The organism is Blautia coccoides (assembly GCF_034355335.1).
Classification (GTDB): Bacteria; Bacillota; Clostridia; order Lachnospirales; family Lachnospiraceae; genus Blautia; species Blautia producta.
The window spans coordinates 731,902-745,757 of the sequence record NZ_CP136422.1 but is presented as its reverse complement, the minus strand read 5'-3'; the positions used below and the strand labels follow the sequence as shown (position 1 = coordinate 745,757).

Genomic DNA, 13,856 nt, shown 5'->3' with positions numbered 1-13,856 from the left:
TTTTCTTAACCCTATACTATTCTAACTCTGCCTGCAAATCTGCTGTTGCTTTTTCCCATCTCTTAGTCATTCGTATATTGGAAAGTTCGTCTAACTTCACAATACCTTCTTTAACTGCTTTTAACAGAATCTCTCTGGCTGTCCCAATCCCTATATTCCTGATATCCAGAAGTCGCCCATTAAGGATCTTACTTCTTAGTTGATTTCTAGTACGGATGCCAGCCCGATCAAGAGAATTGTAAGCTCTTACTGACAAATGCAGTTCCTCCACTTTTTCATCAATGTGTTCAAAAATCTCTTTATCTAGTTCTCTTACTTCCTCTCCTGAAAGCAAACCAATTTCCTCCATAATAACCAGTTTCTTCCTCAACTCTATACTTTCCTCATAGGAAATTCCTGACGATATTCCAATCTTAACCTTCTCCAGATAATTTTTTACTAACTGCTCCATAAACTATACCTCGTTACGTTCATGCTGTGATCATCTTATAGACAGCATGCCTACTGCGCTGCTGGAACTTTTATTTCCTGGTATTCTTTAAAATCAGGCAAATTCAATTTCACTCCCTCATCCGTTGCAAGGATTTTGCTTGTCATATCAACAATTGCGCTGACTTTTTCTCCCTGCGCTGACAAATCCATACCAAAGTTCATCGTCATTTCTTTCATCTCACCATTTTCATCCGCAGTTATCGTCCCTTCAATATCTGAAAACTCATATGTTAAATCCTGGGACATTGCATTTTCAAATGAAGTGAGTGATTTTTCTAAGTAAGCCGACATTTTATCAAGATTACCCTTAAAAGCAAAGACCTTCGTATCACCTTTTTCTTCCATAGAAACATCCTGGAACATATCAGCAGCAAGTTCCCGATAATTTGTGCTGGACTCCAGCTGCTTTTTTATCTCCTCAATATCCATAGCATATTTTAATTTTGAACCGCTCACGTCCATATAATAATATCCTTCTGCGTAATAAGTCTGCATCTGCATTTTTTGTCCGTTTATTTCCATATCAACAGCCATCTCCATTGTCAGCTTATCATTCTTACTGTCTTTGGTTTTGACAGCGATTTCCATTGGCATATCGAACTTCTCACCTTTGTTCTCCATGTGAATGTTCATTGATGAGGTCATATCTATATCCCCTGCTTTTGAAGCCTGCTCCATCACTTTACTCAACTCTGCCTTAGGATCCTGCTTGCCGCAACCCACCATGCTGCTCATTGCCACTGCTGCACACATGATAAATAATAACCCTCTTTTTCTTATCGTTTTCTTTCTCACTGCTATTTCTCCTTTCTTTCTCCCATTAAATATACAATATATTCTTCTTCAAAGTCCGTTTTTCTCCACATATTCAAGGAGAATCGAACAAAGTGTAACTGGATGATCCAGTGTCTGTTCATTGAGTTTTTCTTTCCAGCCCTTTACTTCAAGCTCATCCAGCAACAGACATAGTAAGGCGCCTGTTTCATAAGGCATTCTGTTAGCCAGAAAACTTTTATCTATGCCCTCTTTCTCTAACAGAATGTTGGTTTCTGAAAAGGGTACATCCTTCATATTATCAAAATACATCACGCCATAATCATATCCTACCATCTCAGATGCTTTTATCCCAATATACTGAGCGGTTCCCTCTGCTGTCTCCATAGACAATTCTGCTTTCAGGTAGTCTGTATTATCTGCAATACGTGCCCTCATTAGCTTGGCATACTCTTTTGCATACTGGAGTAATTGTGCCTTTGATAGTTTTTCTTTCGATAGTTCCGTCTGTATGTCCGTAAGCAGTACATTTTCCTGTTTCAATAATTCCAAATCCTGCTCCGATAGTTCCTTGGAAAAACGGCTTCCACCTGCCCACTTATCTTGCATATAGTAATGAAACGCTTCATGTGTAAGTAATGTGATGAAATGCTTGGAAGAATATGATGCTTCTACAGATTCTTCCTGGTTGTATCTTAAAAAATATACTTCATTGCCAAACAGCTTATAATGTTCTCCTATGCCATTAAAAGAGCCAATGTTAAATCGTATCGGTATTGTCTCTGGTGTTAGTATACAAAGGCGGTATACCGCAAGCTGTGAACTCCCTGGCATGGTGATTTTGGCTGCTAAAGGACTGTGAACCTCTTCTTTAGGATTAAAAAGATACAGATTCCCCAGACGTTTATTCACCACAACGACCGTCTTATCTTCCAGGTGGTATCCCTCCCATATATTTTCTTCCTTATTCTTTTTGAAGTATGTATCTATTTCGCCTATGATTGCCTGGTCTGTTTTGTTTAGGCTTGTATAGCTTGTTCCGAAATGGTTAATCACAATAGGTACTGCCAGAACAGCCAGAAGGATTCCCAAACAAATTAGTAATCTCTTTTTCCTTAATTTTCTCATACGCTTAAGATTTTCCTCTTATGTGATTTTCTCTTGTTTTACTCCTGCTTCATGTAATCAAGGAACCTTATTTTTATATTGAAAGCACTTAACATTTCCACCAGTTTGCCTGCCACTTTATAATCTAAAGCAATCGTAAACAAATTAGGAAAGAGCACCTCTTCTATTAACTCATCTTTGATTAACCATTGGACTGCAGCCTGGCTCTTTTTGTTATCAGGTCCATTGCCTTCTAAAATAATCAACAAATTAGCCCCATACTCTTTACAATATTCCACGGCCATATCGCGGTATTTTTCACTGTACAAACGTGCATCCTTTTCACCTGGAAAATGCATAAATAGAACAGTATTCATAATGCCCTTTCTATCATTTAAATAAATCCATTCTGTGTTGTCTTTTTCGTGTTACACTTCCTGTTTTATTGGTGACACTCTCAATAGTACCCAGTAAGGTGTAGGTTATGACTGGGGCTGTCCCCTAACCTTATTAATCAAACGTTATTATCCTCACCAATGTATATGTTCTTTGGAGCCACCAGATATATGTCCGGTGCAACAGACACAACCTGCAAATCCAAAGCATATGCTGCCCCAAAAATAAAATCCATAACTCTTTGCTTTTCGTTTCCATGAAGTTTCATTAAATTCATAATTACCAATTGATATATACTATGTTTGATTATTTCATACTTATCATCTACAACAGGTGTTAATACTAATACTTTGCTGTTCCTTTTATTCCGGCTATTCTGTTTTTTCTCCTTTGGATACATCCTTCTTTCTCCACTCTGGTTTACCGCACCATACTCGCTGCTCCTATATATTCATCTATATCAATCATGCACAGGCACTACATTCAGATTTTTGATTTCAAAAAGAAACTTCTTTTTTATGATTGCCGGAAACCGGGGACCAACCCAGTAAAAATACGTTTTCTCCTGGACTGTTTCCAGTTTTAAATACTCCCCTTGTATCGCCAGCTTCCGGATATCCGTTACCAGAAAAAAACGTTGGTTTACAGCAACTCCCTCTTTTTCAAATACAACCTTGTCCAAGCAGTGCCTGTGATGCCATGATACGCTGATTATCATCACTGGAATGCATAAAAGAAAACCGGTCAAAAAATAGTTTATATAAATCCATTCTTCTATCCCTGTTAACTCCGTAATCCAACCGGATATAAAAAAGCCTGACAAAATCAATAAACAGAAACATGTGGTAGATAAATATTCTTCGTGAATGACTGCACTTCTATTAAAATAGAAGACAGCCTGATACATCTCCCGTTCATTTTTCTGCAATATATTTTCTCTGTCCATACCGTATCTCCCCATGTTCCACTGACATATCCTGATTATGCTACACTTCTTCTTTATGGTCAGACATTTCCATATTGTTATCTGACTGCCTCTTGCTATCTTTCTTTTATATCTGCAGTATTTTCACATATTTATAGATGCGAAAAATGCCTGCATATCTCTTATTCCTTTTAACAATTTTCAATTATAAATTCTTATTGCCCTTGAACAGATCACTGTGTGTATCCAATATATGGGTTTCTTCCCACAGCCGTACCTTTTCATTGAACTCGAGCACACGGTGTGCCTGTACGAAAGCCATTGCTGTCATCCCGCAGATACCGCCCAGTATAAAACCTATTAACCCAACACCCAATTTTTCTGCCCCCTTTCTCTTGATGGTTTAAGTAGCTTTGTTCTTTGCGCCTAAACATAAAGTCCTCAACAACTCTGTTCTTCCACAATTCTTCAAATCATTATTTCCGGTTATATACTGATAAACCTCCGCCCACTCCTTTTGAGGATATTCCTCTTCCGGTATTTCCCTTACCACATTCAAAACAGCTATCCAGTTATATTCACAATGCATGTCCGAAAGATAATCCAGTTTTGTCTTCTGATATAAGTCATCGATCAATGCTGCCATGTCTTCCACCCCACTTATGGAAAGAATTTTTACAAATACTACCTTAATTGCGGTTATTTACTCATCTAAGGTCCAATCCATACTCCCGGAGAGTACACACAACCAGTGCAATTTCAAACTCATTAAATCCCATTTCCATTAAATTTAATTTTGAGCAAGCCGCCACCTGATACACATCATGGATGTCGTTTTTATAAAACCTATTTTTTATTGTTGCCGGCAGACACCAACAAGAAATGGATTCTGTTGTGGTATCCGGAGCCGTGTCCTGGCATTGCTGACCTTTTAAATCATATCTCTGTTTCATTTTTTCCTCTTTCATCTTGAACTCCCCCATCCGGGTTCCTGGGGGTATGTTTCCATGTGATTTATCTACAATATCCGCCTTACCTTGAATGATAAATATGCTCTCTGCATAGCCCCATTCAAGACCTGTCCACTTTCAAAATATCAAAGGAAGCATGATCCTCGATGAATTCCCTTTCCACCTGAAACCCTGCATCTTTCAAAACCTCCAATGTGCCACTTGGTCCTTCACCCCAGTAACCGGAGGACAGTCCGGAAACAATCGTCAATGTGTTCCCCATATTGTCAAATAACGTTAATTCATACGCAACCTTCTCTTTGTTCCCAAGCATTTTAGCCCTTACAATCTCTCCAAGTATGGATTTATTTGCATAATAAGCATAAAGACCCTCTGCTGTTGTATCTGCTTCTATCCTAGAAACCATGTCCACTCTCCTATTCTGTTAACTGTCTGAGTACGCTCTTTTTTTCAACCAAACAATCACATAAATTCTCCGCTATATTCCGTAAATCCTGTGTATCATTTATAACAGATAAACGTCCTGCCCCTCTCTTACTGCCACCTTGGTAATATTCCCAAAGCAGCTCCCCTGCTTCGTATACTACCAGCATAACGCTCTCCTGCTCACAAGCCAGGCTTTGGAGTCTGTCCAGGGTCTCTGGTCCTGTCGGTGCCATAAAACAGAGTAAGTCCACGCCTCCATGTAAAAAGCTAGCTACATTTATTAATGTAGACAACGATTTTGTCAGGGTTAGTTCCAGCCGATATGGCTTTTTCTTGCGGATGTCATAGAGCATATTCCGATATGACCACAGCGTTTCTTTTTCATCTGCATAAATGAGCACATTTATTTCCAAACTTCCAGCTATCTGCCGCATATTTCTCACTCTCTATCTATTCTTTTACAACCCCCCAATATTTCTATTTACTTCGTTTCCCTGAGGCTTTCCTTCAGCGATTTTCCTGGTTTAAATTTTAAGCCTCTTTGTGCTGGTATCTCCATCGGAGCACCCGTCTGCGGATTTCTTCCGCTTCTTCCTTCTCTTAACACTGTGTCAAAAGTTCCAAATCCGGCAAACTGGATTTTTTCATTCTTTGCCAAAGTCACTTTCACAATTTCGCTAAAAGCATTCAGCGCCTTTTTGCTCTGCTCATCTGTCAACTGGGCTTTCACTGCTACCGCTTTAATTAACTCATTTTTGTTCATTTTTGTTCTCCTTAGTTTCATGCCACACTTGGTAATTTCACACAAAGTGCGGTCTCATTTTTAAACAGCCTTATCCGTCATGTCCTTTATATTTTCATTGAGCAATTTTTCCTTCAAGTCTTCCCTGCTTTTAAATGGCATAGTGCCGCATTTCAGCCCATGAATACAGCCCTGCCAATCTCCATGCTGCTGATACATTATTTCAACAACAAACAATCGGCTGAATGTTGGGCGTCCTTTCTGCAAACACTGTCGTGGTGGCTGCATTTCTGCCTCAAAGTATGGTTCATTGACACGCAGTCTGAGCTGGGCTACCAGATTATCCCACCCTGAAAATGGATAAAACTCTGCAAGCTCAGCATTTGTATAGTATCCCTCCAGCCTATTGTCTTTTTTACTTATCAAAAGATAAATCATCGGGTGATTTTTATATTCCATCAGGGCTTCCTCCTTTCAATATTGGACAGCTCCCTTCTGACAATTCTTTATCCTGACCAACCGAAGTCCTAGTATCCTATTGGATTCCGCTGCCGTTTCCACGACAGGGATTGTATCTGAAAGACAGCGCCCCTGCCAGACAGGTTTCTCCAAAAACTCACAGCCATCATCCAGTTCCCTTAAGTTCGTGAACACTTCAAGGCTGCCATTCACCTTTTCCACCTCAAAAATCAAAGGATGGCTCTTTCCCCATCCGGGATTTTCCGTGTTTTTTTCCTGCCATAGCTTATATGCTTTTACGAATCCATCATGGACTAAATGTTCCGCTTCCAGGCGGACCTCCACTGCTTCCTGAAAACTTTCAAATTTTCCTAAATAATAGGATCTTCTCTTGAATCCAATATCCACTCTGTATTTTCCCTGTTTATCCTTATACACGCCCCGAAAGCCACTGGTATTATCCTTACGGCTTTTTCTTTTTTCAAGCACTTCCACGCAAGTCCCGTCAATCCTATGCAGGGTATTCTTTATGTTCTTCTGAATTTCATCTCTGAGGCATCCACAACTACGATAACGACCATGGACAAGCGCATCCTCTGTCACATCCAGCTCCCTTTTGCAGCTGCGGATACAGTGCCAGTAAATCGACCCCTTTTTATCCCTGGCTTCTGTTGGGTATAGTGCCTTTAGCCGTCCAAATTCTCTGTTTGTCAAATCTTTCCGGTTATGCAACTTTGCGTGAACTTTGCTTCGGCAGCTTTGTGTCTTGCCTGCTTTTAAATCATGTGCCGATATTATTCTCAGGGTTCCGCAAGAGCAGCGGCAGTTCCACATTACCCTCCCATTACGGTTAGGCGCCCTGTTAAGCACTTTCCACTCTCCAAAATGACGACCGGTGAGGTCTTCAGCAATTGGTCCATTTTTTGCAGTATCCTTTGATACACAGCCACAGTTTGTCACAGTAAGCCGCTTCAGTTTTTTTGAGCTTACATGTATCTCTCCGCCACACAATTTGCAGCGGCATTTCCAGACAGCGTAGCCTCTCTCACGCTCTTTTATCTCCTCCAATACCTCCAAGTCTCCAAATATCATTCCTTTCAAATTTTCTTTCGACAATCACCTCACCTCCAATGTCAGCCATTCTCTGTCCGATTCACTTAACGCGTTCACAATAAACAGCATACCTCTGGTAATTATGCCGATAAGGATGACAAGTGATTAAAGTAACCAAATCCCGCCCCGGTTGTATCAGGATCATATCGATGTCCGTGGGCTTTAGGATTTTTATCTCCGATACCTGATAAATCAATGTATTATGGAAATTTTTGATAATTACTTCATCTCCGGTTTGAAGAACTTCGATATCCCGGAACATAGCAGCCCTGCTATAGCCTCGGTGCGCTGCAATGACTGCATTTGTATTTTCTCCTCCCACGGGCAGTGAAGTCTGTGAAAGATGCGCCGCACCCCTTGCCATATTTTCGTCTGTCGCCCCCAAATATATAGGAAGTTCGATTCCCATACGGGGAATTTCAATACTACCGATGATGTCCTCATCAAATCCCCACTGCCTTAAACTAAAGGCTACCTGTTGGTAGGAAAATGGATCCACCAGCTCCTCTTGTCCAGACCGGTATAAATCATTATTATATTCCTGTACTTTTTTTAGCAGTTTTTCAAAAAAACTGTTAGGCTTTCCAGCTATCTGATTCTCCGGGTCATTTTGATCCGGTTCCTTATTTATCTCTTCCACCCGTTCTTCAAACTCCCTGATTCTTTTTTTTGATTCCAGATCATACATCTGTTGTGACAAAAGTGGATAAAGCAGTATCCCGGCGCCTATAACAGCAAGTACAATTCCCATCCGAAAGATACCTTTTCTTTTTATCTTCATCGCTTCTGTCTCCTCTTTCTGCGTACAACCCATACAATGCATATAAGCAGCAGTACTGTAACTAAGGAGGTTACCGCTGTAAGAATCAACATTCTTTGCTCTTTTGTCAGGGTTTTCTTTATGTCCTGGACTTCTGTTTTTTCTTCCGGATGGTATTCCGTGCGCACTCCACGTACTAAAAGCCGATGGCTATTTACCCCATATGGGGTACAAGTAAGAAGCGTCACGTAGTCTTTCCCGGATATACTCTGCAAATCTTTGGTATTCTCTGGCTCGACTACTTTAATCTGGTCTACCAGATAAGCCAGAGTTTTATCCAATATACGAAGATAGAATCTGTCACCCTCCTTCAGTTCTACAAGATCAGTAAAGAATTTTGCTTTAGACAGGCCTGTATGTCCCGTCAGGATTGCATGGGTGCCCGATCCCCCTATGGGAAGGGAACTTCCTTCCAGATGCCCGATTCCTTTTTGCAGGGTTGCATCACTGGTGCCATGAAAAATTGACAACTTTACATCGATTGCAGGGATTTCCACATATCCCATAATACCGTCTATATTCAGAAGCTCCTTATAATTATCCTGCAATGCCATGCCGCTTCCTTCTATGAATGGATCTTTTAGCACTGTGCCTTCCAAGCTGTCATTATATTCTTTCGCTTTCTTCCATTCCTTTTCAATTTCCTGATTACCGCTTGCTTCTACGGCCTGGTCATAAGTCTCAATGATATAAGATGCATTTTTCTCTATCAGCCAGTTACTCACGTATGGATAAAAGAAAATTCCCAGTCCGGTAATAATAAGCAGTATGATTAAGATAGCTCTTTTCATTTGTCACCTTTTAATAATGGCAGGGGAAATCCCCCTGCCATGCAAATGCATTATGCACTGTGCTTTCTCTTTTTCAGAGATACCACGATTAAGCCAAATGCAGCTGCCAGAACTGCGATACCAGTTGCTGTAAAGAGGATGGTGCCGATACCGCCTGTTTTTGGAAGCGTAAAGCCTTTATTGTTGGCTACTGTAACTACCTTTTCATCCTTATGGCTGTTTTCATCTATTGTTACAGGTCTCGGTTCTGAAAGCAGATTATATCCATCGGGTGCCTGTGTTTCAACAAAATAATATTGTCCGTAAGCCAGTCCGCGAATGATTGCCTTACCGCTTGCATCAGTGGTAACTTCCTCTATTCTTGTTGTAGCAGTTGTGCTGTTATAAAAATCAACATAGACAACCTGTAAGTCATTACCACCAACTGTAATTGTATACTTTTGAACGGTATTATCTGTTTTTTCTGCCTCTGTGGCTTCTCTGGCTACTTTAAATTTTGCTCCTGGAAGTTTTGCATTAGTCTTGCCATCTACTTTATAGATAGATGTTCCACCTGTATGTACTTCTGGTCTATTATCTTCTGGAACATCAGTAGGCGCAAATTCTTTTCCTACAGAGTTTTTGTAATCCAATACAACATTATTAGGGATTTCTGTTCCAAGAATTGCGCTATTATTGATATTAGCCTTAAAATACACCCGGATTTCTGCTCCCGCTTCCCAAGTTCCTAAAAGTTCCATCACGCGTTTTTTACCTGCATCTGTCAGTTCAACCTTCAGAGTTCCACCTTTTGTTTTTGTTGGCTCTGTCAGCGTATAGTCTGCTCCTTTTGTTAATGCTGTAGCTTTTTCTGTACCGGTTTTATCTGCCACTTTCACTTCTACACTCCCTGCAACATAAGAAAGCGCTGTGTCCAGTACATCTGTCAAAGAATATTTCTGTGCATAGACGTCTGTATCTTTCCCATCAGTAGATTTGTAGTATAAGTCTTCCGGTATCTCTCCACGTATAATCCACTGAACATCCTCGTCCATATCAGCTGTATCACTCTTTTTGTCAATTTCTGTAACGTCTTTATTTACTTTTGGACCCTCTTTTACATTGTTTTTCGGGTATACATGGATATCATATAACCATCCATTTCCTTCAGGATTTGTAAGCGGTACACTTAAATAGAACGGATCAGATTTTCCATCTGCAGCGACAGCTGGGTTATCTTTTTCTATAATTAAATATTTACCATCCTTACTCGTTCCTGCGCCAAACCTATGGCTTGTTACTCCATCAGCATCTGTTGTTACTATTACAGGTGTATTTCCTGTTGTAATTGCAGCGATTTCGGCTGCTGTTGGAGCTTCTGAAGTTTCTTGATTATCTGGGACAGACCATATTTCAAATTCCACATTTCCCAATGGCGTTCTGTCATTTAGAGAACCATCAGTAATTTCTGTACCATCACCTTCAAGGTCTCCATCTGCACTTGGAGCATACTTATGAATCGTAACTTTTCTCTCTGAGCTATTGTCCGGCAAAGATGTAACTCCATCCGGATTAGCAGCTGCCGCTGATGTAGCAAGTGTGCTGACCAGCATCAGGGCTGTTATCATTGCAGTTCCCAATTTTCTTAGTTTGTTCTTTTTTAACATTTTCTTCTCCTTTTCTTTCCCGTGCATCCAAACATGGCAAGACCGGTAATAACTATTCCCAGACCGATAAAAGTAAATCCTGCTGTTCCTCTGCCACCGGCCATGGGCAGTACCTTTTTCTTGTAGTTTGGCAGCATCCGTTTCTCACTGTCCTGTGTATCTGTAAAAAAAGCTGGGGGCCTATCTGAGCCTTTTGCTTCAATTACCACTGTATTCGCAGCAACATCTACCTGAATCCGCCACTGCCCTAATGGCAGTTCGTATGCGGGGTTAGTAGCCGTCTCCACGAGCTGATAGCTGCCGCTTGGCAAATCTTTAAATTTTACCAGACCATCTCTATTGCTTATAGTTTCTTCCAGAAGCGTCCAGCAATCCGCTATATCCTTAGTTACCATTTCCTTATGCGCGTGGTCAGCGTTATTGTTCCTGCACTCATAAAGTGCAAATTTAACTCCTTCCAACACAGTCTTATGATTTGTCCCGTCTACCTTTGTAAATTCAAAAGGTAGTGCCAGAAGGGTATTGGCAAACTCGTTGCTCTCCGTCTCCAGCGTTCCTTTTTTATACACTATTTTCTTTATTTCCAGGTCATCGGAACTTTCTTTTTTGCCGATTGTGACCTCTGCTTTGACGATTTCACTGTCATAGGTATAGTTTGGATCACCATCGTTATTCTCGCTGATCACATAGTGATATAAATAGTTTCCGTCTGCGTCCTTTGGCGTATCAACTGTAATTTCATTACCAATTGAAAACGGATCAAACATAACTTTTTTTCCATCTGGTCCACCATTTACTGCTTCAATTATCCCAATATCCGGCTCATTGGGGTACGCAGGGTCATTCTTCAACACAAAATTGAATTTCCCTTCTGGTACTTCTAAAATCTCTTCACCACTTGCATACCTTAATTTTTTTACTGCTTCTAAGCTTACCTGGATGGGAGCTAATGAGTCCTTCTGCTCCAGTTCTATATCCTGCTTAAATGAGACAGAAATAGTGGCATTCTGTCCAAGCTTTTGGCAATTTTTTAATAATTCTTCTGCTTTTGTAATTGCCTCCTCTTGATCCACTACATAGATGATATCTGAATCATTTCCTGTACCTACCACAATTTTCTTAGTGCCGGGTGAGCCGCCCTGGTTTCCCTCGGTCCATTTAAGAGTCAAACTATCCAGACTCCCACCTTCTGCCGGAGGGGTAACTGTTAAATGGACGCTATCTGCTTCATCTCCTCCCAAGACATAAGAACCGTTAATTTCCGGCGATAATGTTCCTTCGCCCAAATCAATCACACTGCCTGACTTATTCACAAGCGCAATTGTTCCATCCGTAAGAATGAATTCAACAGGTTCTGGGTTGACTAAATACCCATTCGGAGCCCCATCTGCATTTTCCTGAAAATAGTATTCTCCAGCTTTAAGATCAGGTACGGATATCTGTCCATTTTCATCTGTGGTATATTCACCCAGTTTCACATCCTTATCAGCCTCACTACCTTTTTTATATAAGGAATATTTTGCCCCTTTCTTAACTGCTCCGTCATCCAGACCCAATTTTTTCAAGTTCACAGAATGTTTTGTTTCAATGGAATCTTTCTCTACCTTTGTATACAACTTTACCTCAACAGGTAAAATCCATCCTAAGGTTTGTGATGTTCCTGTTACTCTATCTGAAGCTGCGTTTCTTACCGTGTGATAACCCATCCCTTGTTGCGCCTGGTCTATTCCCAAGTCAAGTGAAAATACACCTGATTTCCTTATGCTGTCAACTTTTATGCTTGGAAGAGTTCCTGATATATTTGAAACAAGTTGAGCATCCGTTTCTTTATCCGTTTCATGTTTTGCTCTTAGAGTCCCAGATTCATCATAATAATACAAAAGGCCATCATCTAAAAACCCTGTAAACAAATCAACCCGTTCAGACCCTCTATACAAGTCAAGCGGTATCTCTACTTCGTAAGTACCACCGGTATCAGCCATAATAAACGAAAAACTATAATCGTTTAAAAGTGAAGAGTTATTTGATAATTCAGGCTGAAATAAAATACGTCCTCCAACCTGAACAGGATACTGTCGGATGGGATTTCCCATGAAACTAAAAACTAAGTTTTTCCCTCTAGTTCCATAATAAATCTGGTCTTCTAAATTAACTTCACCCCCATTAATTGCACTTGTAACGGAAATAGGTCTTATATCTTTGATTTGATTAAACGATAAATCTATTTTTGTACAAGATTTCAACATCGGAATACCGATTATAGACTCTATTCCCTTTTTATTTGCCTTAATTTCGCCATTGAAATTATTCAAAAGTTCTTTCATGGTGGTATACGGGTTATTCTCTAATGTATAGCCATCCAGAAAAGCTCCACTCTGCGCAGTAATAGAGTCATAAATTGCCTGTGCAAAATTCCCGTCTTCGATACCCGCATTTTTAATATTCTCCACTGTAAACACAACGGCTGAACTCTTTGGTGCTGTAGCCACTGCTGACTCCTGCGCACTGGTAACTGTATCCTCAGCAGGAGGTATTCCATCTGTCTCATTCTCAACAGCCGGAGTTTTCTCAGTAACCGGTTCATTTTCCAGAGGCTTCTGATCTGGTTCCTCTGGTACGCTGTCCACGTTCTCTTCCGGCGCAGGCTGCTCTTTCTGCTCCTCACTCTCCGTCGGCTTAGGAACGCTGCTCTCTTCCTGCCCTCCCGGTGAGCCATGTCCCGCCTCCGGTTCTTTAACACTTGTTGTGTCCTCTTCCGGCTTAGGAACCCCTACATCTGTTTCAGTTTCCTGCATGGTTCCACCAGCCCGTACTGGCACTATGTCGCCCATTGCTGCGCTGAAACATATAATTGTACATAAAAGCAGTGCAATGGTGCGTTTGATATTTTTCAAAAAGTCTCCTCCTTTCTTTTGCTCGGATTTCGCCTCCTTGCCTCTTTAATCTTTGTTTCGCCGCCAATCCCTTTCATGTAAGAGAGGTCTCTCTTACACTGAGATACCATATGGTATCTCAGGCCTTGCCTGATGCTTTTTGTATTAAACAACCTGTTATCCGGCATCACCCCCTTATCTGCTTGAAACCTACTATGGAATACTTTTCTATTTTTCCGTCTATATAACGCTATATAGCGTTATTTTAGCATATTAATATGTATACGACAAGCATTTTTAACGCTATCCGACGTTATTATT

At 40.6% G+C, this 13,856-nt stretch carries 18 protein-coding genes; all 18 read right to left on the bottom strand.

The genetic code is table 11. The features are described 5' to 3' along the window. Positions 1 to 16: 16 nt before the first annotated feature. The 18 genes from BLCOC_RS03255 to BLCOC_RS03170 all read right to left on the bottom strand — a co-directional run bounded on the left by BLCOC_RS03255 (position 17) and on the right by BLCOC_RS03170 (position 13,556). A complete protein-coding gene (locus BLCOC_RS03255) occupies positions 17 to 451 on the bottom strand; it encodes a DNA-directed RNA polymerase subunit alpha C-terminal domain-containing protein (protein WP_115624376.1) in 435 nt (144 codons plus the stop codon). A 50-nt stretch (positions 452 to 501) separates the two neighbouring features. After that, positions 502 to 1,287: a DUF6612 family protein gene (locus BLCOC_RS03250; protein ID WP_115624375.1), complete on the bottom strand. Its 786-nt coding sequence runs from the start codon at positions 1,285 to 1,287 to the stop codon at positions 502 to 504. A gap of 48 nt (positions 1,288 to 1,335) precedes the next feature. Then, positions 1,336 to 2,394, bottom strand: coding sequence for a hypothetical protein (locus tag BLCOC_RS03245; RefSeq protein ID WP_131918403.1), 1,059 nt, complete (start codon positions 2,392 to 2,394; stop codon positions 1,336 to 1,338). Between the two features lie 38 nt (positions 2,395 to 2,432). Then, positions 2,433 to 2,750 carry a hypothetical protein gene (locus BLCOC_RS03240; protein ID WP_115624373.1) on the bottom strand — a complete coding sequence of 106 codons (318 nt, stop codon included), beginning with the start codon at positions 2,748 to 2,750 and terminating at the stop codon, positions 2,433 to 2,435. A 137-nt stretch (positions 2,751 to 2,887) separates the two neighbouring features. Next, complete coding sequence (sepF, locus tag BLCOC_RS03235) at positions 2,888 to 3,169, bottom strand: cell division protein SepF (RefSeq protein WP_115624372.1); 282 nt, start codon at positions 3,167 to 3,169, stop codon at positions 2,888 to 2,890. 60 nt (positions 3,170 to 3,229) lie between these two features. After that, positions 3,230 to 3,715 (bottom strand): hypothetical protein, encoded by a 486-nt coding sequence (locus BLCOC_RS03230; protein ID WP_115624371.1) that lies wholly within the window; start codon positions 3,713 to 3,715, stop codon positions 3,230 to 3,232. A 184-nt stretch (positions 3,716 to 3,899) separates the two neighbouring features. After that, positions 3,900 to 4,070 (bottom strand): hypothetical protein, encoded by a 171-nt coding sequence (locus BLCOC_RS03225; protein ID WP_165907304.1) that lies wholly within the window; start codon positions 4,068 to 4,070, stop codon positions 3,900 to 3,902. Between the two features lie 27 nt (positions 4,071 to 4,097). Next, the gene (locus BLCOC_RS03220; protein WP_115624370.1) at positions 4,098 to 4,340 is read right to left on the bottom strand and encodes a hypothetical protein; all 243 of its coding nucleotides are present in this window, start codon (positions 4,338 to 4,340) and stop codon (positions 4,098 to 4,100) included. A gap of 61 nt (positions 4,341 to 4,401) precedes the next feature. Next, positions 4,402 to 4,662: a hypothetical protein gene (locus BLCOC_RS03215; protein WP_115624369.1), complete on the bottom strand. Its 261-nt coding sequence runs from the start codon at positions 4,660 to 4,662 to the stop codon at positions 4,402 to 4,404. Between the two features lie 103 nt (positions 4,663 to 4,765). Continuing rightward, positions 4,766 to 5,071: a hypothetical protein gene (locus BLCOC_RS03210; RefSeq protein WP_115624368.1), complete on the bottom strand. Its 306-nt coding sequence runs from the start codon at positions 5,069 to 5,071 to the stop codon at positions 4,766 to 4,768. Positions 5,072 to 5,081: 10 nt separating this feature from the next. Continuing rightward, on the bottom strand, positions 5,082 to 5,525 hold the full coding sequence (locus BLCOC_RS03205) for a hypothetical protein (protein ID WP_115624367.1): 444 nt from the start codon (positions 5,523 to 5,525) through the stop codon (positions 5,082 to 5,084). 47 nt (positions 5,526 to 5,572) lie between these two features. Continuing rightward, positions 5,573 to 5,854, bottom strand: coding sequence for an HU family DNA-binding protein (locus tag BLCOC_RS03200; RefSeq protein ID WP_115624366.1), 282 nt, complete (start codon positions 5,852 to 5,854; stop codon positions 5,573 to 5,575). 60 nt (positions 5,855 to 5,914) lie between these two features. Continuing rightward, a complete protein-coding gene (locus BLCOC_RS03195; protein WP_115624365.1) occupies positions 5,915 to 6,292 on the bottom strand; it encodes a hypothetical protein in 378 nt (125 codons plus the stop codon). Positions 6,293 to 6,307: 15 nt separating this feature from the next. Beyond that, on the bottom strand, positions 6,308 to 7,408 hold the full coding sequence (locus tag BLCOC_RS03190; RefSeq protein WP_242999027.1) for a transcriptional regulator: 1,101 nt from the start codon (positions 7,406 to 7,408) through the stop codon (positions 6,308 to 6,310). 37 nt (positions 7,409 to 7,445) lie between these two features. Continuing rightward, positions 7,446 to 8,186: a class C sortase gene (locus tag BLCOC_RS03185; protein WP_115624364.1), complete on the bottom strand. Its 741-nt coding sequence runs from the start codon at positions 8,184 to 8,186 to the stop codon at positions 7,446 to 7,448. Continuing rightward, positions 8,183 to 9,016, bottom strand: coding sequence for a class C sortase (locus tag BLCOC_RS03180; protein WP_115624363.1), 834 nt, complete (start codon positions 9,014 to 9,016; stop codon positions 8,183 to 8,185). The genes BLCOC_RS03185 and BLCOC_RS03180 overlap by 4 nt, the downstream gene beginning before the upstream one ends. A 50-nt stretch (positions 9,017 to 9,066) precedes the next feature. Next, positions 9,067 to 10,662, bottom strand: a complete 1,596-nt coding sequence (locus tag BLCOC_RS03175) for a SpaH/EbpB family LPXTG-anchored major pilin (RefSeq protein ID WP_165907303.1) — start codon at positions 10,660 to 10,662, stop codon at positions 9,067 to 9,069. Continuing rightward, positions 10,656 to 13,556, bottom strand: coding sequence for a SpaA isopeptide-forming pilin-related protein (locus tag BLCOC_RS03170; protein ID WP_115624361.1), 2,901 nt, complete (start codon positions 13,554 to 13,556; stop codon positions 10,656 to 10,658). The genes BLCOC_RS03175 and BLCOC_RS03170 overlap by 7 nt, the downstream gene beginning before the upstream one ends. Positions 13,557 to 13,856: the final 300 nt, after the last annotated feature.